Origin of the sequence: Campylobacter concisus (genome assembly GCF_002913945.1) — a bacterium.
Lineage (GTDB): Bacteria > Campylobacterota > Campylobacteria > Campylobacterales > Campylobacteraceae > Campylobacter_A > Campylobacter_A concisus_P.
In genome coordinates this window covers 126,843-152,187 of the sequence record NZ_POZK01000015.1, presented here as the reverse complement: position 1 = coordinate 152,187, position 25,345 = coordinate 126,843, and the positions used below count along the sequence as shown (strand labels likewise).

At 34.0% G+C, this 25,345-nt stretch carries 20 protein-coding genes and 6 tRNA genes; 10 read left to right on the top strand and 16 right to left on the bottom strand.

The window, feature by feature from the left end; genetic code table 11:
• Positions 1-47 precede the first annotated feature (47 nt).
• Positions 48-123 (bottom strand) — tRNA-Lys (locus CYP64_RS03050).
• A 325-nt stretch (positions 124-448) separates the two neighbouring features.
• Between CYP64_RS03050 and CYP64_RS03045 the strand changes: the two genes are divergently transcribed.
• Entirely contained in the window at positions 449-1,567 is a 1,119-nt protein-coding gene (locus CYP64_RS03045) for a tyrosine-type recombinase/integrase (RefSeq protein WP_103648621.1), read from the top strand.
• An 83-nt stretch (positions 1,568-1,650) separates the two neighbouring features.
• Here CYP64_RS03045 and CYP64_RS03040 read toward each other — a convergent pair whose 3' ends face one another.
• The 4 genes from CYP64_RS03040 to mobC (CYP64_RS10240) all read right to left on the bottom strand — a co-directional run bounded on the left by CYP64_RS03040 (position 1,651) and on the right by mobC (CYP64_RS10240) (position 4,766).
• Positions 1,651-1,932: a helix-turn-helix domain-containing protein gene (locus tag CYP64_RS03040; RefSeq protein ID WP_103641294.1), complete on the bottom strand. Its 282-nt coding sequence runs from the start codon at positions 1,930-1,932 to the stop codon at positions 1,651-1,653.
• A complete protein-coding gene (locus CYP64_RS03035; protein ID WP_219809691.1) occupies positions 1,925-2,248 on the bottom strand; it encodes a type II toxin-antitoxin system RelE/ParE family toxin in 324 nt (107 codons plus the stop codon). The genes CYP64_RS03040 and CYP64_RS03035 overlap by 8 nt, the downstream gene beginning before the upstream one ends.
• A 570-nt stretch (positions 2,249-2,818) precedes the next feature.
• The gene (locus CYP64_RS03025; RefSeq protein WP_258032915.1) at positions 2,819-4,477 is read right to left on the bottom strand and encodes a relaxase/mobilization nuclease domain-containing protein; all 1,659 of its coding nucleotides are present in this window, start codon (positions 4,475-4,477) and stop codon (positions 2,819-2,821) included.
• Between the two features lie 70 nt (positions 4,478-4,547).
• Positions 4,548-4,766 carry a plasmid mobilization relaxosome protein MobC gene (gene mobC, locus CYP64_RS10240; RefSeq protein WP_440130147.1) on the bottom strand — a complete coding sequence of 73 codons (219 nt, stop codon included), beginning with the start codon at positions 4,764-4,766 and terminating at the stop codon, positions 4,548-4,550.
• Positions 4,767-5,844: 1,078 nt separating this feature from the next.
• Here mobC (CYP64_RS10240) and CYP64_RS10485 point away from each other — a divergent pair.
• The 8 genes from CYP64_RS10485 to CYP64_RS02975 all read left to right on the top strand — a co-directional run bounded on the left by CYP64_RS10485 (position 5,845) and on the right by CYP64_RS02975 (position 18,179).
• Positions 5,845-6,231 carry a hypothetical protein gene (locus tag CYP64_RS10485; RefSeq protein ID WP_440130145.1) on the top strand — a complete coding sequence of 129 codons (387 nt, stop codon included), beginning with the start codon at positions 5,845-5,847 and terminating at the stop codon, positions 6,229-6,231.
• A gap of 119 nt (positions 6,232-6,350) precedes the next feature.
• Positions 6,351-6,569 carry a helix-turn-helix domain-containing protein gene (locus CYP64_RS03005; protein WP_103648618.1) on the top strand — a complete coding sequence of 73 codons (219 nt, stop codon included), beginning with the start codon at positions 6,351-6,353 and terminating at the stop codon, positions 6,567-6,569.
• The gene (locus CYP64_RS03000; protein ID WP_103648617.1) at positions 6,569-8,746 is read left to right on the top strand and encodes a type I restriction-modification system subunit M; all 2,178 of its coding nucleotides are present in this window, start codon (positions 6,569-6,571) and stop codon (positions 8,744-8,746) included. Before CYP64_RS03005 ends, CYP64_RS03000 begins: the two co-directional genes overlap by 1 nt.
• A complete protein-coding gene (locus CYP64_RS02995) occupies positions 8,739-10,094 on the top strand; it encodes a restriction endonuclease subunit S (protein WP_103648616.1) in 1,356 nt (451 codons plus the stop codon). Before CYP64_RS03000 ends, CYP64_RS02995 begins: the two co-directional genes overlap by 8 nt.
• A 10-nt stretch (positions 10,095-10,104) precedes the next feature.
• On the top strand, positions 10,105-12,993 hold the full coding sequence (locus CYP64_RS02990) for a type I restriction endonuclease subunit R (RefSeq protein ID WP_258032914.1): 2,889 nt from the start codon (positions 10,105-10,107) through the stop codon (positions 12,991-12,993).
• 2 nt (positions 12,994-12,995) lie between these two features.
• Positions 12,996-13,826 carry a hypothetical protein gene (locus CYP64_RS10110; RefSeq protein ID WP_219809690.1) on the top strand — a complete coding sequence of 277 codons (831 nt, stop codon included), beginning with the start codon at positions 12,996-12,998 and terminating at the stop codon, positions 13,824-13,826.
• A gap of 469 nt (positions 13,827-14,295) precedes the next feature.
• Positions 14,296-15,120, top strand: a complete 825-nt coding sequence (locus CYP64_RS02980; RefSeq protein ID WP_103648625.1) for a Hachiman antiphage defense system protein HamA — start codon at positions 14,296-14,298, stop codon at positions 15,118-15,120.
• Positions 15,114-18,179, top strand: a complete 3,066-nt coding sequence (locus CYP64_RS02975) for a DEAD/DEAH box helicase (protein WP_103648614.1) — start codon at positions 15,114-15,116, stop codon at positions 18,177-18,179. The genes CYP64_RS02980 and CYP64_RS02975 overlap by 7 nt, the downstream gene beginning before the upstream one ends.
• Before the next feature lie 358 nt (positions 18,180-18,537).
• On the opposite strand, the gene CYP64_RS10480 is transcribed toward CYP64_RS02975, so the two are convergent.
• The 3 genes from CYP64_RS10480 to mobC (CYP64_RS10105) all read right to left on the bottom strand — a co-directional run bounded on the left by CYP64_RS10480 (position 18,538) and on the right by mobC (CYP64_RS10105) (position 19,803).
• Positions 18,538-18,933, bottom strand: a complete 396-nt coding sequence (locus CYP64_RS10480; protein WP_440130144.1) for a hypothetical protein — start codon at positions 18,931-18,933, stop codon at positions 18,538-18,540.
• A 180-nt stretch (positions 18,934-19,113) separates the two neighbouring features.
• Positions 19,114-19,545, bottom strand: a complete 432-nt coding sequence (locus CYP64_RS10475) for a relaxase/mobilization nuclease domain-containing protein (RefSeq protein ID WP_440130143.1) — start codon at positions 19,543-19,545, stop codon at positions 19,114-19,116.
• 15 nt (positions 19,546-19,560) lie between these two features.
• Positions 19,561-19,803, bottom strand: coding sequence for a plasmid mobilization relaxosome protein MobC (gene mobC / locus CYP64_RS10105; RefSeq protein WP_440130142.1), 243 nt, complete (start codon positions 19,801-19,803; stop codon positions 19,561-19,563).
• Between the two features lie 772 nt (positions 19,804-20,575).
• Here mobC (CYP64_RS10105) and CYP64_RS02960 point away from each other — a divergent pair.
• Positions 20,576-21,118 (top strand): ClbS/DfsB family four-helix bundle protein, encoded by a 543-nt coding sequence (locus CYP64_RS02960; protein WP_103648613.1) that lies wholly within the window; start codon positions 20,576-20,578, stop codon positions 21,116-21,118.
• Positions 21,119-21,758: 640 nt separating this feature from the next.
• On the opposite strand, the gene CYP64_RS02955 is transcribed toward CYP64_RS02960, so the two are convergent.
• The 8 genes from CYP64_RS02955 to CYP64_RS02920 form a co-directional block, all read right to left on the bottom strand.
• Positions 21,759-21,843 (bottom strand) — tRNA-Leu (locus CYP64_RS02955).
• A gap of 14 nt (positions 21,844-21,857) precedes the next feature.
• A tRNA-Arg gene (locus CYP64_RS02950) sits at positions 21,858-21,934 on the bottom strand.
• A gap of 12 nt (positions 21,935-21,946) precedes the next feature.
• Positions 21,947-22,023: transfer RNA gene (locus tag CYP64_RS02945), tRNA-Arg, on the bottom strand.
• Positions 22,024-22,029: 6 nt separating this feature from the next.
• Positions 22,030-22,106 (bottom strand) — tRNA-His (locus CYP64_RS02940).
• A gap of 9 nt (positions 22,107-22,115) precedes the next feature.
• Positions 22,116-22,193 (bottom strand) — tRNA-Pro (locus tag CYP64_RS02935).
• A 464-nt stretch (positions 22,194-22,657) separates the two neighbouring features.
• Entirely contained in the window at positions 22,658-23,380 is a 723-nt protein-coding gene (locus CYP64_RS02930) for a TerC family protein (protein ID WP_103648612.1), read from the bottom strand.
• The gene (gene purN / locus CYP64_RS02925) at positions 23,373-23,960 is read right to left on the bottom strand and encodes a phosphoribosylglycinamide formyltransferase (protein WP_103648611.1); all 588 of its coding nucleotides are present in this window, start codon (positions 23,958-23,960) and stop codon (positions 23,373-23,375) included. The genes CYP64_RS02930 and purN overlap by 8 nt, the downstream gene beginning before the upstream one ends.
• On the bottom strand, positions 23,942-25,345 hold the full coding sequence (locus CYP64_RS02920) for an NAD(P)H-hydrate dehydratase (protein ID WP_103648610.1): 1,404 nt from the start codon (positions 25,343-25,345) through the stop codon (positions 23,942-23,944). Before CYP64_RS02920 ends, purN begins: the two co-directional genes overlap by 19 nt.

Here is a 25,345-nt window from a genome sequence, read left to right as displayed (position 1 = left end):
AAAGTAGAGTCCTGAGCCACTAGACGAAAGGGTCATAAACCCAAAAATGGTGTCCTGCGTTGGATTCGAACCAACGGCCCCCTCATTAAAAGTGAGATGCTCTACCGACTGAGCTAGCAAGACATTTATTTAAAAAAGAATTGAGATTATACAAAAAACATTATTACATGTCAAGAAACAAGAAAAGTACCTAATACTTTCTATAATAAAGGGTAACTTTAATTTTTAATAATATAAGTTTATCTCAAATTATAAAAAAAGAATGGTGCGGATGAGAGGACTTGAAAAAATACGCCACAGATTTATTAAAGATTATATAAGTTTATATATCCCTAAAATACGATGCTTTAAGCTTATTAAAACTTTTTTTGAAATTATAATTCTATAGCCAAATGGGTTACCCAGTGGGTTACCCAAAGCGGCACAAAGGATTTTAAAAAGGACTCAAATGTCAATCAGTCTAAGCGAATACAAAAAGACGAAAGTTCCAAATATCTACGTGAGTAAAAATCATACGAATAAGTTTTTATTCAGAAAAAGAAGTAGCGACGGAAGGCGAGCCACTAAGGTAGTAGAAATAGCCGTAAGAGAAAAATGGACCGGGCGGGAATATTTACAAGAAGCTATGGCGGTTTTTGCGGAGTGGGCAAAAGGCAAAGATATGGCGGCATCTAATGTTTCTAGAATCCAGCCAAACATCAAAGTTAAGCAGCTTTGGGATTTATATATGGAAACTAGAGCCAAAACCAAAGCTACGACCGGGCTAGCGGCGATGTTTAACAATCATATCAAAAACAGCCCGCTAGGCTCGCTGGCTATAGAAAAGGTAACGCTTGATCATATTCAAATTTTTTATAACTCTATGCGAAGCAAAGGGCTATCGCCAAAAACATACAATAAAACGATAAAGGAAATTTTGCGCCCCATGTTTAAGTATGCGCTTATCCATAGGGCTCTAGCTTTCGAGCCGACGTTTGGCTTAAAACTAGACAAGATTGAGAAAAAATCAAAAGTCGTAAACTGTTCGGATAAACTTAGAAATTTGTTTTCCGCCATTAATGAACTCTACGCCGACGACGTTTTTTATTGGACGCTTTTTGCGCTGATTTTTACCGGCAGGCGAAAGTCTGAAATTTTAAACCTAAAATGGAAAAACATAAATTTCGGCAATAACACTATGCTTTTAGAGAGGACAAAAAACTCTAACGACTATATCGTAGCCATCCCAAATTTTATAGCATCCAAGCTACAAGAGATACCAAGAATAGCCGAGCTGGTATTTGCTAGTCCCGTAAGCGGCGAGACGATAGTTAATCTAGACAGACAAGTTAAAAAAATCAGAGAACTTTCGGATGTTGAAATTTTTCACCTGCATATGGCGCGAGATATAGTAGTAGGCGCTCTTGCGGAAGCTAGCACGGATATCCATACGATGTCGGGCACTTTATTGCACGAAGAACTGGCGACTCTGCAACACTATCTTGGCGTCGATACCTATAAGGCGACCCAAAAAAGTTCGCAAGTGATAGAAAATTTAGTAGCCACTAAAAGATTGGGGCAGAAATGATTTTCAAGTTAAAGCTAGTGTTGCCCACTTCTTGGTTTATAAGATGTGTTTGTACGAGGCAAATTTTGACCTCGCCTTTTTTGTTAGTTCAGTGCGATATTTAGCTGCTTTAGTCCCAATGCTTTTGCGTATTTGATTATCGTCTGAAATTTAAAATCTCCGCTTGCGCTTTCTAGTCTAGCTAGATTGGACTGTTTCATACCCATCCTCTCCGCTAGCTGCGACTGCGTCAGTCCGCTTTTTATTCTAGCTTTTATCAACTCGCTTTTTAGTTCGTATTCAGGCATCAAGGCTTCGTATTCGGCTCTAAATTCATCGTTTTTCATCATTTCATTAAATACGTCGTCAAATTTTACTTCAGGCATTTTTTAACTCCTTCAATCTATTTCTGGCGATATCCAGTTCTTTCTGAGGTATTTTATCGCTTTTCTTTACAAACACGTGCAATATATAAACGCGCTTACCAGCCATATAACAAAATATACCTCTGCCTATACCTTCTGCACCCTTAGCCCTTATTTCAAAAAGCCCGTCGCCTAGGCTTTTAGTTTGCGGCTCACCGACTTGATTGCCGTAAAGACGTAAGAGCTTAAATATATGGGTCATGTTAGCGGAAATTTTAGGAGGCAGGGCTTTAAAATCTTCAGCTACTCGATCGTCCAAAAATGTAATTTCCCACAAACTTTATCCTTTGGACGGATTATATCATAAAAGATATTAAACTTTTTTGTAAATTTGTCTAAGCACCCGACCGCTCCTCTGGCACCACAAAAACAAAAAACAGTAAATTATCTTTTGGTGAACTGGCTTTTTGCTGGACTTAAGGCTTGTTACATGGTAGGATGGATGCAAAAATTTTGTAAAAGGGAAAAAATGCAAATAAATCCTTGTCAAAAAAAGTTTATAACGCCCATGGAATTTGAAGCTTTCTTTAGTGTCGGTACTGATGCCCAATCGATTTGGAGATCTAAAGGTATATTACCATACATAAAGCTAGGCGGCAGAAAAGTTCTATACGATAGAGAAAAGATATAAAAATGGATAGCCAAACACGAAGTGGCTGGAGATCAAGCGCAGTATATTTTAGATATTGAACCTATTTGATATTAAAAATACAACCGCAGTATCCTTGGATAAGTCCAAGAAGTAGGCTATCCATATCTCGCCAAAGCAACTGAGCAAAATCTGCCTTTTGATTCCAATTAAGGCCTAGAGCACTAAAGAAAATAAGGCTGATTCACTCCCATAAGACTACATGCTCATCTCCCAGGCATTATCTAGACTTTCCGACAATTCTTCATCCACATCCAGGGTCGCTTCCTCTACACTTTTAATATTTTGCCTATTGGTCGCTATTCTTGACACTTCTCTTTCAAAGATTCGTATCTTTTCGATAGTTCTTTGAATTCTTCTTGCAAACTTATTAATTTCTTTTTTAAAAACCCCAAAGATTTCTCGTATCTTTCTCTTTGCGCTTGCGACGATTCGTATATTTTGTTCTCGCAATCGTTCATCAAACACTGCATGCGATCTATCAAATTCATTTTGTCTTGCCGCAAATTCGATAACTCCCTCTCGTATTTTTCGATCAAGGCCTTCTTCTGCGATTCGTATTCGCTCCTTTCGCTCTCGATCATTTGTGTCAAGCTCTCGTTTTCTCTGAACAATGCTTCTTCTAATGTCGTCATCTTCTACTCCGTTCTCATAGGTATGTAGTATTTGTCGTTTTTCTCGAAGATCTCCTTGCTCCGAGGGACCGATATATAGTACTGCATCCTTCCGTCCGCTTCCGTCTCGGAATGTCTCCAAGCTTGCGGTATCGTCCATACCTCCATTGTCTCCATCTTTTTTGTTTGCTCGTCTAAAATCACCTGTAGCTCCTTGATTGCATCCGATCTCGTTTTCTTGATTTGCGGCTCCAGTACATAAAAGCGCATCTGATATCCCGCCGCTATTCCTATTATCAGCGCCATCGTAGCCGTGAGTATTGATATCCATCTTTTGTTCTTGTTCTGGTTCGATATTATCTCTTGAAAGCGAGGCTCTAAATTTCCGCTTATTGAATCTATCTCGCTTTTCAATAAGCTCTTCAAGCTTTCGCCTATTTCTTTCGCGCTCTGCTTGTGTGTCTCTATTATGGAACTCTTTAATTCTTCTGCTTGAGCTTTGGCTGAGCTCTCCAAGTCCTTGAGCGCCTGTGAAATTTGCATCGTATATTCCTCCTTTGAGACGATTTTTTGTTTTTTGATTAGATAACACAACGGTTATACTTTTTTTAGTCGATCTGGTTACTTCGATACCGCTTTGACCCAGAAGATCTATCATGTGGTCTCTATTTTTGATGTAGCCCTCTTTAACTAGCTCGTGTAGCTTTTTATCGAGTTCTTCTAAATTTTGGTAGTGTCCTATGTTTTTCTTGCTAGCCGATATAGTTTGCTCTCTTGCGGGATCATCCGGACTTGACAGGCTATACTCATCGTTAATCATTCTTTTAATCAAATCAATCCTATGTTGGTCAAATTTAGCCAAATATGGATTAAATGATTTGCCTGTCGGCATGTCAATCTTTGGGATCAAGAAATTTAGTTCTAGTCGACCGTTCTTGTCTGAATGCCCGATCCAGAGCACATTTACTCTATCTAACATATAATCCCCAAGCAGTGCGTGCTCAAAATCTTTTATGATTTTTAGCTTTTGCTCCTCGTTCATAAAATCATGCTTCTCCTCAAATGATAGAACTCCGAAACAGGTCTTTTGTTTATAAGTAACCCCTTTTATTACGGCTCTAGTTAAATTTTCGTCACCCTTTACGACCTTAGCCGTTCCGGCCACTTTTCTTCTTTCGTTTAAAAGGTAGTTTATGCTCCCAAGACCGCCACCGGTATATGTAGGAAGGAATTTAACTAGCATCGTTACCCACGTCTCCTTACATAGCAAAAGTATAAAACCGAAAAACGATAAACTTTACCGATAGCTTTCATTATTTCCCCAAAGTCTCGTAAATTCGATGCAAAAGAGCGTTATTTTCGGTGAGAATTCGAATGGCAACCCTATCCAAACTTTTGCCGCTATTTAGCTTGGTAGCCACTTGGTTTAAGTTGTTTCCTTGTTTAGCTAACTCAGCTAAAAGCTCCCTTTCGATAGGAAGTCTAATTCGCCTGGACAGCATTGAACTTAGGGCAAATTTTGAAAAGGTCATCCCTGTTTCTTTTAGCTTCTTTTCGATAGCCAACCATTCGGTATTAGTTTTTTTATTATGGTTTTAGTGATGCTGCGCCTTTTATGAAAATTTACACTCATAAATATCTCCTACATAAGAATGTCCCAATAAAACACATGATAGGTGTTTTATTTGCAGAAGTAAAGCCAAAATGTAGATCACAAAGTAAAAAATCTAAATATTTTTTTGAGTCCATAGGAAGTAACTGTATACGAACGTATTTATACATGTTAAATAGGTACGGGATCGGAAAAAGAAACAAACGAGCATTTAGTTACACACTACAAAAATGCTTTAAAAGCCCTATTTTACGAGATACAGAGCACTTTATACTACGAGTTTGGTTAAATTTTACTTAATTTTGGTTTTTCCTTGAATTCCGTTATAAAACGTATAGAAAAACATATTTTTAGTTTATGGTATGCGCAGACAATAACGACAACAGATAACGTTGTTTTTTTAAACAAAAAAATAAAAATTAACCGACAATCACTCCGAGCTCTTACGGAAATATGTCCGTAAGTTTAAATATTTATTGAAAACAGCCTACTCGGTTCAGCTGTTTTCAATAAATATACTCGGAGCAAAAGCGTGGGTCAAGGGAGTGGCAAACTTTCCTTGCGAGCCTCTTACGTGAGCCAAAAACGGTAACGTTTTGTGGCCACGTAAAGTATGCTCGCCCTATTAGCAAAAACGAGAGCGAGCTAACGTAAGAAGACAAGAAATTTTTAAGATAAGGGGAGGGAAACCTCCCTTTTACTATGAAGGGAGATAAAAACATGGATTACAAAACAATAAGAAATCAGATAGAAGATATGGTAAGTGATAACCACAAGGACTTTGTTAAGGCGGTTATCAGCATGGAAAAGGTATCAACGATGAAAGTGCTTTGGATAAGCTCTGTGAGGCTTATATGGACAATGACACCGTTAATTTGCTTCATGAGGAATTTGATCACATGATTGAAGATTTAAGAGAACAGGGGGGGGGGTAGATTAAAGACCTGCCTTGTGTTCAGGAAGAGAAAGACAACCTTGTCAATATCGTTGGAAATATAGTGGGGAAGGTAGATGTAGTTGAGAGAGAAAATAAGGAGGGAGAAGCCTTTAAGGTAGTAAATTTCTCTGTAGCATCCAAAGATGATGAGGGAAATAAGATATATCATAATTGCTCCACATGCGGAGAAAAGGGTGATATTCCAAAAGACTTTAAGCAGGGAGATTTTGTTAAGCTCTTTGGACAGATCAGAACTTCCGTTGATGATAACGGCAAGGAACATACTAACATTAGGATACTTTCTTCAAAACTGTTAAAGGCAAAAGAGCAGATGAAAGGTCGAGATGAAAAGAAAGAATCTATACTTGGAGCAATTAAGAAGTTTAAGGCAGAAGAAAAAGCAAAGCCTACTAAAAAGAAAGGAGCTTCTAAAGAAGCGGGAAGATAAGGATATGTCGGTGTAGTTTTCGGACTTGCATCGATTATTTTTTTGTGGAATAAAATAGAGGTTTGTATTATAATATTATGGATAAAAAATCCAATATTATGGAATAAGGAGCGATAATTATGAAATTTAGCTACAATGGACTTTGGAAAACTCTAATAGATAAAAATATGAAGAAAAAAGATTTAATAAATAAAATAGGCGTATCGCCTACTACAATTTCAAAAATGGCTAGAGGATACGCCGTGTCTCTTACGATTATCGGAAAAATTTGCGAAGAACTTGGAACAGATATTGGGGATTTAATTTGCATAGATAAGGATTTTAAGGAGGATAAGTAATGGAAAGTACATACAGTGCACTTGAATATAATAAATTAATTAGTTTTATTTGGTCTGTTGCAGATGATTGTCTAAGAGACGTTTATGTAAGAGGAAAATATAGAGATGTAATTCTTCCTATGACCGTAATCAGAAGATTTGATTCTATTATTGAACCAGAAAAAGCCAACATAATGAAAGTTAAAGAAATGGCAGAAAAACACGGCTGGGATGTTATAAAAACTTTAGATACAGCTGTTGGACTTCCGTTTTACAATACTTCTAATTTTTGCTTAAAAGACTTAAAGCATGAAACCAATAGGCAAAACTTAAAGAAAAGTTTTGAAGAATATTTAAATGGCTTTTCGGAAAATGTAAAAGAAATTCTTCAAAAATTTGATTTTAATAACCAGTTAATAAAAATGACAGAAGCTGGTATATTGGGTTCTGTTATCGAAAAATTCACTTCAAGTGAACTTAATTTGAGTCCGTATGATGAGAAAAACTCTAGTGGAGATATTATCAAAAAAGGCTTAGATAATCATGCCATGGGAACTTTGTTTGAAGAAATAATTAGAAAATTCAATGAAGAAAATAATGAAGAAGCAGGGGAGCACTTTACACCTCGTGATGTAATTGAGCTAATGGCTGATATTACTATGTATCCAATTATGGATAAAATAAAAAATGGTACTTATTCAATCTATGATGGAGCTTGCGGAACTCTTGGCATGGGAACTGTTGCAGAAGAAAGACTAAAAGTATTCTCAAAAGAAAATGATAAGAAAGTATCTATTCATTTGATTGGACAAGAAGTAAATCCAGAAACATATGCAATTTCTAAAGCGGATTTGCTTATCAAAGGCGGAGACACAGACTCTAATAATGTTTACTATGGATCTACCCTTTCTGATGATAGAACTTCAGGGCAATATTTTGATTTCATGTTATCTAATCCTCCATATGGCAAAACGTGGAAAACAGATTTGGCTATTTTAGGAAGTGGAAATGATAAAGATTTAAAGAAAAATATAATAGATAAGCGTTTTGTCAAAAGCTATAAAGAACAAGATGATTTTAGGATGATACCTGATGTAAGTGATGGACAATTGCTTTTCTTGCTTAATAATATTTCCAAGATGAAAGAAACTGAAATGGGGTCTCGTATTGTTGAGGTTCATAATGGTTCAGCTCTATTTACAGGTGATGCAGGAAATGGAGCAAGTAATGCAAGAAGATTTATGATTGAGGAAGATTTGATTGAAGCTATTATTCAATTGCCTGAAAACATGTTTTATAACACTAGTATAACAACATATATTTGGATTCTTTCAAATAGAAAAGAAGAAAGAAGAAAAGGCAAAATTCAGCTTATTAATGCAAACGGAATTAAGACTTCACTTAGAAAAAATATGGGGAAAAAAAATTGCGAGTTTTCAGAAGCTGATAGAAAATTTATATTAAATCAATATCTAAATTTTGAAGAAAATGAGTACTCAAAAATCTTTTCAAACGATGAGTTTGGATACTATAAGGTCATAGTAGAAAGACCACTAAGACAAGCTGTATTATGCAATGCTGAAAATTTAAAAGAAATAGAGGAAGAGCTAAAGAAGATAGGAGTTTTTTCGGGAAAGATAGATAAGAAAATACTTGAGGATAGTTTTATCAAAGGAACAGCCGCCTCTATCAAAGAACTTGAAAAGATCGAAAATATTGAAGCATATTTGGAAGTCTTAAAATTAATGAAAAGCGATGAAGAATATCTGGATTATATAGCTTTTGAGAAAAACTTTAACAAGCATTTAAAAAAGAAAAATATAAAAGGTGCAAGTTTAAGTAAGTTTGTTTCAACAGGATTGCTTGACAATATGATAATTCGAGACGAGAGTGCCGTTATCCAAAAGGACTCAAAAGGAAATGTGATTGTAGATCCAGATCTTAGAGATACAGAAAGTATTCCTATGACATTTGAAGGTGGAATAGAAGAGTTTATTAAAAAGGAAGTCTTGCCTTATCATGCAGATGCTTTTGTAGATGAGAGTAAAACCCAAATTGGCTACGAAATAAATTTCACTAAATATTTCTATAAGGCGAAAGAGCTTGAAAGTGTAGAAGATATTATAGGTCGCATTAAAGAGTTGGAAAGACAATCTGATGGTATGATGGCTTCTATATTGGAGGGTCTTTATGAATAGATATGAGAAATACTCAGATTCTAATTTACTTTGGGTAAAAGAAGTTCCGGAGCACTGGGATATAAGGCCTATTTCTCATGTTTTTGAAGAACGCACAGAGAGGAATTACAACGGGAAAAATAATTTTATTCTTTCTGTTTTAAAAGGTAGAGGAGTTATCCCATATACAGATAAAGGCAATATTGGCAATAAAGCCTCCGAAAATATTAATAGCTATAAAGTTGTTTATCCAAATGATTTAGTACTGAACTCAATGAATATGATGATAGGTTCACTTGGAAAATCAAACCATAGTGGTGTTTTAAGTCAGGTTTATTATGTTTTAAAATTGATGAATGTAGCAGAATATGACATTAATTATCTATCATATTTATTTCAAAATAGAAATTTATATGAGTCGTTCAGAATTTTAGGTAAAGGGATTCTTGATCACAGACTAAGAGTACCAATCCAATCACTAAAATATGTAAAAATACCAATACCCCCAATTGAAGAGCAAGAACAGATTGCAAATTATCTTGACTGGAAAATCAATGAGATAGATAGATTAATCCAAGTAGAAAAAAAGAAGATAAAAGAATTAGAATTATTCAAACAAAAATATATCGATTTACAGATTGAATCAATTGATTGTGAAATGCAACCTTTAAAATCTATTTTTGATTTTGGTAAGGGACTAGGTATTACTAAAGAGAATTTGGGAGAAACTGGTTTTAAGTGTATAAGTTATGGTGAAATACATAATGACTTTATCTTTAGTTTTTCATCTAATAATCCTAAATTGAAAGGCTTAGAAAAAATAGGAGGTATTGTCATTACAAATTTTGCACAGCTAAAAAAGGGGGATTTTGTTTTTGCTGATACATCTGAAGATTTAAAAGGATGTGGTAATTTTACTTTTTTAGAAGATAATTTCCAAAAAGTATATGCAGGGTATCATACTGTAGTAGCTAAGCCAATCATAAAATTTAAATCTAAATATCTTGTATACTACTTTCAAAGTAATAAGTGGAGAAAGCAAATAAGAAAATCTGTTAAAGGAATAAAAGTTTATAGTATTACACAACAAATTTTAAAATCGTCTAAAGTACAAATACCATATGAAGAAGTTCAAACAAGTATAACCGATAAGCTAGATAAGTTTATCGGAAATATCAATTCTTTAAGGGATACTTTGGAAAATAGTATTAAAGAATTGATGAACCTTAAACAATCACTAATTTCAGAAGTAGTAACAGGAAAAATTGATGTAACAAATATTCTTATACCAGAATATGAAAAAGTAACTGTTTCTGGTGATGAAATGGAAGAATTTGACGAAATGGAGGATATAGAAGATGGGGATTAGAGATACAAAGATGGAAGCAGAACTTGAAAACAATATAATCGAATCTCTTGTTTCTAGTCAGGGCTATGTATACATAAAACCAGATGAGATGAAGATTTCTTTTGATAGAAAATATGCTTTTGATGAAAAGAGACTTTTGGAATTTATTAAGAGATCTCAGCCTTATGAATTTGATGTTTTAAGGCTTGATACAGACGGCGGAAAAGAAAAGTTCTATAAGCAGCTGGATACTTCAATTAGGCAAAATGGGATTGTTTCTGTTTTAAAGAATGGTATTAAGTGCTATCCATCCTCAGGGACTATCATTTTTTATCATGCCTTAGATCCTAAAAGACCAAGTTCTTATGATGAATTTAAAATGAATATTTTTTCAGTCACTAACCAGCTGACATATTCTGATAAAAATAGAGGATTGGAACTTGATTTGGCTATTTTTGTAAACGGGCTTCCAATTATAACAATGGAACTTAAGAGCAGAGCCTCTAGCACAGGCTGGACATATAAAGATGCCGAAGAACAATATAAAAATGACAGAGATCCAAAAGAAACCTTATTTAGTTTTAAAAGGTGCATTGCACATTTTGCAGTGGATGAAAACTTTATTACTTTTGCAACAAAATTAGATGGAAAAAACACAAGATTTATGCCGTTTAATAAAGGTACTACCGTTGGTGGCTCAGGTAATCCTATAAATGATAGTGGTACAATGACAGATTATTTATGGAAAGTTTTTTTGAAAAAGGAAACATTGACAAGCTTGATAAGAGACTTTGCATATATTTCTGTAGATAAAGTCAAAAAAACAGAAACGTTGATTTTCCCTAGATATCATCAATATAGAGTGGTTACAAGACTTGTAGAAGATGTTCATAAAAATGGTGTCGGAAGCAGATATTTAATCCAACACAGTGCAGGTAGTGGTAAGAGTAATTCTATAACTTGGCTCGCTTATCGTTTGGTTGAAGTTGATTATAAAGACCAAAAAGCTTTTGACTCAGTTATTGTTGTTACCGATAGATTGAACTTGGATAAGCAAATTAACGATAATATTAGGAAATTTATAGATGAAAAGAGTGTTGTTGGACATGCTGGTTCTTCAACAGATTTAAAGAATATGTTGATTGATGGTAAAAAGATTATCATTACAACCGTTCAGAAATTCCCATATTTACTTGAGAAAATTGGAACTGATTTAAAGGGTAAAAATTTTGCAATTATAATTGATGAAGCTCATTCATCACAAAGCGGTAGGGCAGCAGCTTCATTAAATATGGCTGTATCAGGTAGCTTAGGTAATGAGGATGAATTTAAAATAGAAGATAAACTAAATGAGCTGATTGAGGCAAGAAAGATGCCTGAAAATGCAAGTTTCTTTGCTTTCACTGCTACTCCTAAAGCAAAAACTATCCAAATGTTTGGAAGTGTATTTGATCTATACTCCATGAAACAAGCTATTGAAGAAGGATTTATTCTTGATGTTTTAAAAAATTATACACATTATGAAAACTATTATAAGATTTACAAAACAATAGAAGACAACCCTGATTTCGACAAAAAGAAAGCTCAAAAGAAAATTAGAAATTATGTGGAAGGTCAAGAATTTCCAATAAGAGAAAAAGGCGAAGTTATGGTGAATCATTTCCTTGCAAATACAGTGAATAAGATTAATGGAAAAGCAAAGGCAATGATTATAACGCAAAGTATTTTAAGAGCGATTGAGTACTATCACATAGTTAGTGAGCTACTAAAAAATTCTAATACTGGTTATGAAGCCTTGATTGCATTTTCTGGCGAAAAAGAATGCAAAGGTAAGATTGTAACAGAAACAAGTTTGAATGGTTTTTCTGATAAAGAGACGCCAGAAAAATTTAAGCAAGATAAATATAAGTTTTTGATTGTTGCTGATAAATATCAGACCGGATATGATGAGCCTCTTTTACATACAATGTATGTGGATAAGGTTTTGAATGATGTTAAGGCAGTACAAACTCTATCAAGACTTAATAGGAGTGCTAAATATAAGATAGATACTTGCGTGATTGATTTTGCAAATGAACCGGAACATATATTAGAAGCTTTTCAACCATACTATAAGGAAACAAAGTTAGAAGGAGAAACAGATCCTAACAAACTTCATAATTTATTATCCATGCTTGATGCAAAGTATGTTTATGAAGAGGATGAAGTTGATAGATTAGTTGATCTATTTCTAAAAAACAGCCCAAGAAGTTTTATTGATAGCATTGTAGATAAGTCTGTGGAAAGGTATGCAGTTCTAAGCGAAGAAGATCAGGTTGAATTTAAGAGTGGTGTAAAATCTTTTATAAGAACCTATAATTTCTTAGCATCTATTCTACCGATTGGTCAAGTAGATTGGGAAAAGAAAGTGATTTTTTTTGAACAATTGATTCATAGATTGCCGATACCAGAAGGAGATGATTTGTCTGCAGGAATTTTGGAGTCAGTTGATTTAGAAAGTTATAGGCTAGAAAAGAAAAATACAATTGATATTATTTTGGAAGATGAGGACGGTAAAGTTGAAGGCTTGGGCATAGGAGCTGGAAAAAAGAATGAAGTTGAGCTAGATACATTAGAAAATATTGTATCTACATTTAATGACATTTTTGGGAATATAAACTGGCAAGACAAAGATAATGTTGCAAGGCAAATCAAAGAGTTGCCAGAAATGGTCCTGAAGAACGAAAAATTCAAGAATGCTCTAAAAAACTCAGATATCGAAAATATCAAAAGGGAGTATCATTCAGCATTAAAAGAAGTTTTCAGAATTATAATGGTAGACAACATGGAACTATTTGGACAATGGACAAATAATTCTAACTTTAGTAAATGGTTAAACGATACAATTTTTGACGAGATTATGAAGAAAAATAAACGGTAAAGGTGGCGATTAATTTGGGTAATATATCAGGCATTACTAGAAGAGATATAATTGATTTGTTTAAAAATGGCATAACAGAAGATAATTGGATAGTAGAAGAAACCATATATTACCCTTATTATGGTCGTCTCGAGATTGTGGATTTCTTAAAAAGATTGTATGACTTATCGAGTTGGAAGAGTCAATATTCGAGAGTTGCAAATGCAGAAGAAGAAATCACAATGCATACATATAATGGTAATTATCCAGATAATTGGATATTTGATGATGAAAGATTTCATTTGGTATATGGAACAGATACTGTTTTGTTGGATTTTTTATGTGAAGTTTTTCATCCTGAGGTAAGAGATGAGAGTAAATATTGGAAGAATTACTTTGAAAAAATAAATAGCTTATTGCAAGAAGATGGATATGAGCTTTTTGCGTCAAGTAAGATATCAGGAAGAGATGTGTTTAGCTGGAGAACATATATTAAGAAACCAGATATGTATATCCCTTTTTCAGAAAGAAACAAATCCTTAATAACTAGCAAAAAAATCAGTATTAAACTTCCTAATGCAGCGAGACATCAGCTTTTTAAGGTAATGAATGAATATAACGAAACATTTATGTTTACATCTGAAACCAATTTTAATTATTACAAATCAATAAATGACTTAGTTTTAGAGGATATTACTAAGTTTTATATTCCAAAACATTATGTGGGAAGCGAACTTGTAGAAATAAATGAATTTAGTGATTTTAAAGAAGGTACTCAACCATTCACTGTGTTTGATGTTATTGAAAGTTTTAATAGGCACACTACAAAATCTTCACAATTTAGAAATGGATAAATGCCATTTTTAAATTAAATAATATCAATGTAGAGCTCAGAAATGGAGAAGTACATTCTACAAGCAATAAAGCAATCGGACTCGATGATTCAACAAATATTAATGAAGCTGGTCTTGAAGAGTTAATAAGGACAGCTGAAGATTTATACAATAAAGGTGAATATTCCTATGCTGTTGAAAAAATCTAGGATGCGTTTGAAAGAATTAAGACTTATTATCCTACTTTGGATAAGAAAAAATAAGCAGAAAAAATCATTAATGATATAAGTTACGGGAATGAACATATCAAAAAAATGTTTGATAATGAATTTAAAGTATTGACGGATACAGGGAACTCATATCGAATAAGGCATCATGAAATTAATAAAATAGATATCAACAAGGAATTGCATTATAAGTATTTCTATAAGAGATGTTTGGCATTAATTTCTGTAATAGTAGAAAATTTACAGTAAGGAGGGGGATAAATTTGTTTTTTGATAATGGTAAATATTTTGTGTTTGACAAATCTATTCCTTATTCAAGTGGAAAAGAAATACAGGTATATAAACTTAATAATGAATTATTAGCTGATAGTATTTTGAATAGTTGGGCATCCGGATTAAGAAATAATTATGTTGAAGAGATTCTGTTAGAGCCGCTAATTAAAGGAACAGGATTAACAAAACAAGAATTTTTGGAGAAGAATATATTTCCTAGCCATCAAAATAGCATAGGGGCTTCAACTATGTCTGGTGAATTTGGAGAAATACTGGTATATGACTATATAAATTTCACTTTAAAACATTATGTCACCAGGACTAGATATTTGGAAAAAGTCAATCCAGATATGCCGGTATCTGGAAGCGATGTCATAGGTTATCAAGTGAACAATATTGATAAGCCAAGCAAGACGGATCACTTAATAGTTGCTGAAGTAAAAACTCGTTCAAGTAAATCTGGAAATAAAAAAAGTTTGTGTGAAAAGACTGTTAAAGATGCTATAAAACACTCTGTTAAAGACAGAGTTAGACTAGGAGAGTCTCTAAATGCTGAAAAAAGAAGATTGTTTAATCGCTTGAGAATTGAAGAGGCTAAAATAGTAGAAAGGTTTCAAAATAAAACAGATAATCCGTTCATAATTGACTTTTTTGCAGTTGCTGTATTGGATAGTGATTTGTATTCAGACCAGGTAGTTTTGGATGTGGTTAATAGTCAGCATGAAAATGTAAAATCCACGAGTATATTGATAATTCATTCCAAAGATTTGCTGCTCTTCTTAAGAGATTTATATAGGAGGGCTTGCTCATGCTGATAGAAAGTGCTTCAAAATACTATTTGAAAAAAGTTCGAGCAAAAGCAAAAATGTATGAGTATGGCGTACCAGAAAATCTTCATATAGAAGTTGAAGAACAAGCAAATGACCTTATATTGCTTAGCATTGGGGTTGTTGGTGACATTTCTAATGAAATATGGAAAATGAAACAAGCCCCTATAATTCTTTCGAAGGAAAAGGAAGAAGAATTGTATTTTGTATCAAGGTTTTTTGATGCTTATTTTCAGTCTGAAATGAGTATTGACTTGAATCCATATTATATATTGATGGGAGCGGTTACTTATTATTTCTGCAATATGAATGGCAGTTCAAAAGTAATGATGAGTATTATGCATAATTTGAATAATTTTAAATTTTCTGCTTCTGGATTAGAAAATGCAATAATATGGCTGTTAGATGGCAACTATAAGTTTGATGTTTCCGATATAGATGAAAAATACAGAAGCTATATTATGCAACTAATTAATTATCACAATAAGTTTTTTGATAGTGAGAATTTAGAAAAAGTTCAATTTGAAGAATTTAGAAACTATGTTTATCATTTTGGGAATGATAGAGAAATATTATTTACAGATATTATTTTAGCAATATTAAAAAAGAAAATTTATAATTCATGTATTAATCTAATGCCATTGTATTCTGAAATTGATAAGAATGAGTGGATTGCAACATTTAAAAGTAATGTGCTGATGAAAGAAATGTGGGCATCCCAGATCTTATTGGGGGAAAAAGGGATTTTCAAAGGAAAATCAGGCGTTATTCAAATGCCGACAAGTTCAGGAAAAACCACATCAGTTTCCCTTGCTATACAATCTGCCTTTTTATCTAAAAGAACATCTATTGTAATTGTAGTAGCTCCATTTAGGGCATTATGTAAAGAAATATTGTTTGATATGGAGAAGTTTTTTGCATTTGATGAAAATATAACTATAACTGAATTTTCTGATATTCCTGAACCTAGTGAAATAGAATTAGTCACATCTGAGTCAATTGTCAAAAAAGTATTTGTTATGACTCCAGAAAAGTTGGCTTATATTTTAAAACACAATACGGAAATAATTGAAAGTATTAACATGATTGTTTTTGATGAGGCTCATTTGTTTGATGATGAAGCAAGAGGGACGGATTATGAACTTTTATTAACAACTATTAATAGTTATCTTAAACCAGATGCACAGAAAATATTAGTTTCAGCAGTAATTTCTAATGCTGATCAATTAAATTTATGGATTAATAATGATGGTATTGTTATAAGGAATGATACCATTAAAACATCAGAAAAGACGGTGGCTTTTAACACATTTATGTCATCCAATATTAATAATGCCTATAGCAATCTTCATTTTGTAGAGCCTAATAGAAACTTAGAAGAAGAATTTTATGTGCCTAGAGTAGTTCAAACAAAGGAATTAAATAAGGTAGGCAATGAGAAAAAGCAGAGATATTTTCCTGATTTTAAGAATAATAAGCAAGATGTAGGTATTTACTATGCAATTAAATTGATTGCAAATGGGAGTATAGCTATTTTTTGTTCAAAAAAGGATACCGTAAATAATATTCTAAAGAGATTTATTGATTTGAAAGAAAGAGGCATCTCGTTAGAGGATTTTTCTACCTTATCAGATAAAACTGAATGTTCAAAAATTGCATATCTAATAAAAGAACACCTTGGTGAAAATAATTTATATATAGCAGCATTAAATGGTATTGTAGGGCATCATTCGGGTGTGCCTAACGGAGTAAGAATTGCTGAAGAATATGCATTGAAAAAATCATTAATCCGTTGTGTAGTATGCACTTCTACATTGGCACAGGGTGTAAATTTACCTATTAAATATTTAATTGTATCTAGTATTTATCAATCAAAGCAGGTAATTAAGGTTAGGGATTTTCATAATTTGATTGGAAGAACGGCAAGAGCAGGAAAAGAGACAGAAGGGACAATCATTTTAACAGAAGATGTTTATAAAAATAGTAAGGAAACTTATAAGCTAAATAATTATAAGCGATTACTTAATGCTGATAATTCTGAAGAGTGTTCTAGTAATCTTTTGAAATTAGTCAGAGAAGTTGATTTGGGAAATAATAGAGTAATTTCTTTTGATTTTTTAAAAAAATATATTAAATACAGATATTCTAATAAGGCAGAATATACTGAAATAAAAAAAAGCATTCTTAAATATGGTGAAGAAATTTTCTATAAAATGGATGAAATAGAACATATTTTAGTGTCTTTGGAAAATTTTATACTTGGCTTTGCAGATATTGAAGATGAGAGTTTTGATATTATTCAATCTACATATGGATACTATTTGGCAAATGAAGAAGAAAGGGAAGAACTGAAAGCCATATATAATCTCATTAAAAGTAATATTAATACACTTGATGTTGGTGATAGATTGCTTTATAGAAAAAGTATGTTAGGTATACTGACAATGAAAGAACTATCTAAATTCATAGATGATAATTTATATGAAATAGCAAATGCGGATTTTGATACATTGATTAACTTGATTGCTAATAAATTGAAAGAATCTGAAAATTGTAAGATTATACCTAAGTTTATTAATGATAGCCATGTTTATGAATTATTAAAAATGTGGATTAATGGTAAAAGCTATATTCAAATTTTAGACTATTCAAAGTCAGTAGATTTACTAATTAAGTGGGGTAAAAAGAGTAGAGATATATCGTTGGAAGACATAATAACTTTATGTGACTCAGACTTTGGATTTGCTTCATTAACAATAATACAGGCTATTATCGAGATACTAAATACTAAAGACTGCAGTAAAAACATACAGGAAACTTTAAATGATATAATTTATAGAATAAGATATGGATTACCGAATAAAGAGTCTGTATGTATATATGAGCTTGGATTTTCAGATAGAATTATTTCTCAAAAAATTGCTGATAAAATAAGCGATTTTGATTGTAGTACAAAAAAGAAAGTAAAATCTGCAATAAAAAATAATAAAGAGAAACTACGAAAATTATTGGCGAACTATCCATCATATTTCTTGGATAGACTGTAAAAATTACGATAAGCTTACAAGAAGATAGAAATTATCTTTCTATCTTCTTGCCCATGTAAATACCATAGTTCTTTCGTATTTAATAAAGCTCGCCCATAGTAGAATTTGAGAAATAATACTCTTACATAAGGGTATTATTTTTTTACTTAGTTCATCAAGCCTATCCAAAATATCCTTTGAATTTGGCAGCTTGGAATAGGACTTTTTAAGCTCGGAAGGAGCATTCTCGTAGGGGGGGGGGTAATCTGAGCTTTGTATTCCTCAAAAAATGCCTTGTTAGAAGGATTAGAGCGATATTCTTTGTAATCTCCTCGATATTTTTGACGGTATGGACTTGCTCCATCGTAGCGGACAACTGCTATATTTCCTTATTAATCGCTTTGATTTTATCTTGAAGATATTGTCTTTCATCAGCAGTTTTTTGAATGCGTTCATTAAGCTGCTGAACAGATTTAATCCCATGTTCTCTGATGAAAATTACAGATGCCGCCATCGTATTTAGATTATGTTTCGTTGCCCAGTATTTATAACCTTTGCTCTCTTTCACCTTGGTATTGGTCTTTATGTCAATGATATTTCCAATGCGTTTTTTTATGGCGGGAGTCTTAATTGTTTCCCTTTCTACTATGCGTTCTTTTAATCTTTCTTCGGTATAATCTTCTCCAATCGTCTTAGCTCTCGTAAATCTCGGTTTATCTTTTGGCTTAAAGGCTATATGTTTTCCATGCTTTATTTCATAGCCAAGCTCAGTCATTTTCCTTAGAAATTCGTCCCAATCCTTAGACTGTTTTATCATGCAGTCAATATAAAATTGAAGCCTGCTTTTTCAAGAAGTTCCTTTCTTTGCCTGCTCATTTTCATACCAAGACTTACCGTTCGTCCTATACTTTTTCTTAAAGCTTTCGTAGCGTTCATCAATGACGGAAAGGTTGTTTTATTTGCACAGCTTATTACTCTGATAATGAATTTTATGGTAGCTTTTCTTGTTTGACTGATAGCATTTACCCGTTACCATATTCACATTATTGAAGATGATATGATTATGGATATGTCCTTTATCTATGTGCGTAGATAAGACAAATTCGTACTCATCTTTTAGGATCTTTTTACATAACTCAAGACCGATTCGATGTGCCATTTCAGGCGTGACTTCTCCCGGCAGAAAAGATTGAATGAGATGTCTTGCGGGGACAGTTCGCTCAGTTTCCGCCTTCCCTCTTGTCCTTAAAAACTGAGTATGAGCAGTTGACTGATGGCATTTATGCGTACTGACTAAAAGCTGTTCATCTGTTTTATCTCCATTAATAATATAGTCAATAGCAAGATGAAGGGTTGATTTTATAGGATGTATTTTTGTAATCGCCATAAATTTTAATCACCTCTAGAAGTCCTGTTTAGAAGCAAGGAATGAATTTGCCACAGTTCTTTTGAAAAATTGTTCAATCTCTTTTTTCATATCGCCTATGTCCTCTTTGCAGATAACACCGGTCGAATTTACTCGCTTTGCAATCTGATTGATGTTGTTTGTTGCGTTGGAAAGCAAGCTTTGTAAATCTCGGAAAGGCTCTAAATCTACCTGATAAATTTCCTTTTCCAAAACGCATTTGCGGATAAAGCGGCTCATATTTCTGCACTTTGCAAGTTTTCTTTTCTCCTCAAAAAGAACTTTTCTTCTTTGGTCAATTTAATTTCAAGTCATTCATTTCGTATTCTGTTTGCCATAGAAATTTCCTCCTTTGTATGATTTTCGAGGTCTTAGAGTCTCCCTAACAAGCTAAAACCCCTAAAAAAGAAGCGGATCCCGAAGGGCTGCTTCATCAATTTTTCCGTAAGTGTCCGTACACTTACTGTGCTTGGGGGGGCTACATAAGAATTAATTAGATAGCGAGCGTTAAGCACATATTAATTTATACTCGTATTACACAAAAATTACATTTATAGTGTCAGTATAGTAGTATAATAAATATAGGAGATGTTAAAATAATGAAAAACAATATATATTTAGGATATTTAAAAAAAGGGAAATTGCGGCAAATGAGCTTGCAAATAAATTTGAAAGATGATTTAGTAGGATATCGACTCCATTGGCAGTGTCAGCATTCCTATCTATGACATACAAGAAAAAAGAGGAGGGCCGAAATAGGTACGAATGTAGATTAAAGAAATGATAAATAAAATGGCAGAAAAATATATAACATGACAAATAGCGTCAAGTATTATAAGATATAATTATCTTAAATAAAGATAAGGATGAAGAAAAATGAATACACAATATTGTCAATGCCGTGCTGCGAAAAAGGCGAATTTACCTAATAGAAGAAATGATTGAAATATGTGTTCCCTACAATGATGACGGAGTTTTTCCAACACCTAAAAAATGAAAGGAGTAAAATGCTATGCCAAGACCGACTACAAAAGATGATTTAATGACTGCCGCCAAGCAAAACTATGAGAAGTTAAATTTACTCATTTCAAAGATGAGCGAGGAGGAGCTAAATACGCCGTTTGATTTCTCAAAGAATGAAAAGAAAAAAGAGGCCCATTGGAGAAGAGATAAAAATTTGAAAGATATTTTAATCCACCTCTGCGAATGGCATAGGCTTATTTTGAATTGGGTAAATTCTAATCGAAATGGAGAAGAAAAGCCGTTTTTGCCCGAACCGTATAACTGGAAAACTTATGGAGATATGAATGTGGAATTTTGGAAGAAGCACCAAAAAACCTCACTTGAAGAAGCGACTAAGATGCTTCATAAATCGCATAAAGATATTTTAGAGTTAGCCGAAACATTTACAAACGAAGAGCTGTTTTCAAAAAATGTATATAAATGGGTCGGGGGCAGCACACTTGGATCATACTTCGTAAGCGCTGCTTCGAGCCATTATGGCTGGGCGATGAAAAAGCTTAAGGCTCATCAGAAAAATTGCAAGTTAAAATAGCGAAAATAGGATAGTATGGCACATTTTACAAAAGCAAAAGAAAATGGAACATGTCTTTTGGGAAAAAGCCTACAACAAAATCAAAAAATACATAATTGACTTAGTTTATATAACTGATAAATATATTCATAAAGAGTTAAAGTTAGATTATACAAGAAAAGCTCTTGAACTGATAAGCAGATATGACTTAGGCGTAACGCTCATGATACAAAAAACTTGATTTTCCGGAGCCATTAGAGCCATACACTAAAGTTATAGGCTTATCTGAAAATTCTGCAAATTTTCTCCAAATGCCTTAAAGTTATTAAATCCCACTTTCACCATTTTAGCCCCTCGATGTATTTTTTGTTTACCGTTATTATACTATAGTTTGTTTTTGGAGCTCTTAAATATTGCTAGAATTAAGCGTTATACTTTGCAACGCCTGAGTACCATAGACATAATTACAAAAATAGTATTCAGGCGACCTGTTAAAGCAAAACTTCTAATGATAAAATGGGCCAATATGGGATGCTCTAGAATATTAGATAAATCTGAGAGAAATAAATTTGAAAAATAAAAAACAAGAAGCTTGGGTTACCTCTCGGGCTACCTTTTAAAAGCTTAAGTCTTGAGATGTCGTATTTTAGGGAGTTTTGGATGGTGCGGATGAGAGGACTTGAACCTCCACGCCGTGGGGCACCAGATCCTAAGTCTGGCGTGTCTGCCAATTTCACCACATCCGCACAACAATAATAAGTGGTACGCCCATCAGGATTCGAACCTGAGGCCTACGGCTTAGAAGGCCGTTGCTCTATCCAGCTGAGCTATGAGCGCATAAAAATAAAGTGGCGCGCCCGATAGGAGTCGAACCCATAACCTACAGATCCGAAGTCTGTCGCTCTATCCAATTGAGCTACGAGCGCCCAAAATGGGGTGAGTGATGGGAATCGAACCCACGACCCTCAGGACCACAATCTGATGCTCTAACCGACTGAGCTACACTCACCATTTAACATGGTCGGGGTGAAAGGATTCGAACCTTCGGCCCTCTGGTCCCAAACCAGATGCGCTAACCAGACTGCGCTACACCCCGCCTGAGTCGTGTTTGTAAGTTTATGCCACTACCTCATTGAAAAGTCGTATTTTAACTTGTTTTTTTTATAAAGTCAATTAAAAAACACTTAAATTAATAGAAATTATATATAAAAAATAATTCGATCAAAAATACTAATTAGCACTTTACTAAATACATAATCTTTTAAACGAGCTAGCTTTCTATGCTTCTCTATTTTGCTATCTACTACAAATTTTAACCTTTATTTCACGGATTTTTAGTAGCTTGACAAGAATATTTTACACTGATATTACAACGGAATAAATATCAATCTATTATATATTATGCATTCTATGCTTATCAAAATTTTACCTTCAAATTTAAACAGATTTTTTTATAAAATTATTTACTTAAAATTCTACAAACAAAAATCACTTGATAGGCTAATGATATGATTGGCATTTTATCCATCATATCATTAGCTTTTTCATCAGCGTAAAATATTATTTAGCTAACATTTTCTTTTTGGCATAGATATTTATACTTTCCACTGCCAATGAAAATGCCATCGCAAAATAGATATATCCCTTTGGAATATGAAATCCTAATCCTTCAGCAACGAGCGTCATGCCCACAAGCACCAAAAATGTAAGTGCTAAAATTTTTATAGTCGGGTTATTATCTACAAAATTAGAAATACCTTTTGACGCTATCATCATTACACCAACTGCTAAAATAACAGCTATGATCATTATCTCTATATGCTCAGCCATTCCAACAGCCGTGATAACACTATCAAGAGAAAAAACAATATCCAAAACAGCTATCTCGCTTACAATAACTAAGAAATTTGCATGTGATTTTTTGCTATTTTTATGCTCTTCGCTTTCGCCAGAAACACTAGAATGTATTTCAAGGGTTGATTTTACAAGCAAAAATAGACCACCTAGTATAAGCACCAAATCCCTGCCGCTTATGCTAAATTCTGCGATAGTAAAGAGTGGCTTTGTTAGCTTCATGATCCAAAACAATGAAAGTAAAAGTAAAATTCTAGTCACCATAGCTAGCCCTAAGCCGACAATCCTACCACTGCCGCGCTGCTCTGGAGGTAACTTACCTACCAAAATAGCGATAAATATAATGTTATCTATGCCTAAAACTATCTCTAAGCCAGTTAACGTAAGTAGCGATATCCACGCTTCTGGCGAACTAAACCATTCAAACATTTGCTTCCTTTGTTAAAATTTTTATTATGCTCTCAGGCAAAATTTCATGCTCTATCGCATGGATTTTGCTCTCCCAATCCTCTAAGCTCATACCATCTTCTCTTTCAAACGCTCTTTGTGCGATGAGTTCACCTCCGTCAAGCTCCTCATTCACAAAATGCACACTAACTCCGCCAAGCATCATCTCGCTCTCAAAGCTCTCTTTTATCGCATGAGCACCTTTAAAAAGTGGCAATATAGAAGGATGTAAATTTATGGCTTTTATCTTTGATGTGAAAACAGGAGTTAATATCCTCATAAATCCAGCAAGCACTGTTAGTTCAGCGCCGCTTTTTAAAATTTGCTCCACAACTGCAGCGTCAAATTCTTCTCTATTTGCAAATTTGGCACTCTCTATTATCATCGTATCAAGCCCAAATTTCTTGGCTCGCTCTATGCCATATGCACCTGGCTTGTTGCAGATACAAAGGCAAACTTCGATTTTTATACCATTAAAAATTTGATTATGAACTTTTTTAAGTATCGCTTCTAAATTTGAGCCACTACCGCTAAAAAGTACGGCTATCTTTTTCGTAAGCATTTTACTCCTTTTATAATGTCTGTTGGGCTAAGCGCATAGCTATTTTTTTTGAAATTTTTAAGGCTTAGTGCATGAGCTAATGTAGCCGAGATGGCGGCATCCAGTGGTTCGTAGCCTTGAGCTAAAAGAGCAAGTACAAGTCCGCTTAGTACGTCACCACTGCCACCTTTTGCAAGTATATTTTTACCATAAGGCATGATGTAAATTTGCCCATCTTTAGCGATTATCGTATTTGCGCCTTTAAGTACTAGCACGGCCTTAAATTTCTCGCTCCAAGATTTAGCATAAGCAAATCTATTTTCTTGTAATATTTTTACGTCGATATCTGCTATATTACAAAGCTTTAAAAGTGAGCAAAATTCCTTTGGGTGAGGCGTCAAAACACAGTTTTCATTTAGCAGATCAAGCACTTTTGCGCTATAAAAGATATCAGCGTCAAGCACTAGCTTTTTATCCTTTAAAATTTGTGCATCAAGCTCTTCTATGCCTTTTTTGCCAAGCCCCATACCAACGGCTCCGGCATTCATTTTATCGCTTATCTTGCTAGCTTGTATGATGTGAGTTGGTAAATTTAAGCCCTGCTCGCCTATCACGCTAACTAGCCCGGCCCCAAAGGCAAATGCCGCCTTTGCGCAAAGCATGCTAGCTCCAACATGCTCGCCAGATATGATAAAAGCATGGCCAAAGTCGCCCTTATTTACGCACTGATTTTTTCTATTTGGAAGCACAAGGTCGCATTTTTCAAGCAGGTGATAGCCGCTCTCGCACTCATAGTTTTGCCCGCTTATGCCAAGAGTAGCGAGCTTTACCTTGCCAACAAAGTCTTTTGCTGCGTCACTATAAAGCCCAAGCTTTCTAGCTCCCATTGTTATCGTGATGTCCGCCTTTACGCAAGTACCTAGCATCTTGCCGTCACTACTTAGTCCACTTGGTATATCACAAGCGATAGTGTAGGCAGAGCTTTTGTTTATCTTTGAGATAAGCTCTATGTGATTTTTGTCTAAATTTCTATTTAAGCCAGAGCCAAAAAGCCCGTCTATGATGCATTTTGCACCATTTAAGCTATTTTCTACATCTTTACTCTCACACACGCCAGCAGATTTAGCTCGCTCAAGCTGCTTAATGGCTAGTGACCTTAAATTCTGACTAGCTAAGATAAATTCGCATTCAAACTCGCCCTCAAGCATTCTTAACACACAAAGCACGTCAGCACCGTTATTGCCACTTCCACAAACGCCTAGTACTCTCATGCCTTTTTTAAATTTTTTACGTATAAAATTTGCTATGCCTGCAGCTGCATTTTCCATTAAAATTTCTTCACTAAGGTCAAATTTCTCTCTCGCCCTCTCGTCCAAAATTCTCGTGTCTAAATATAAATTTTTCAT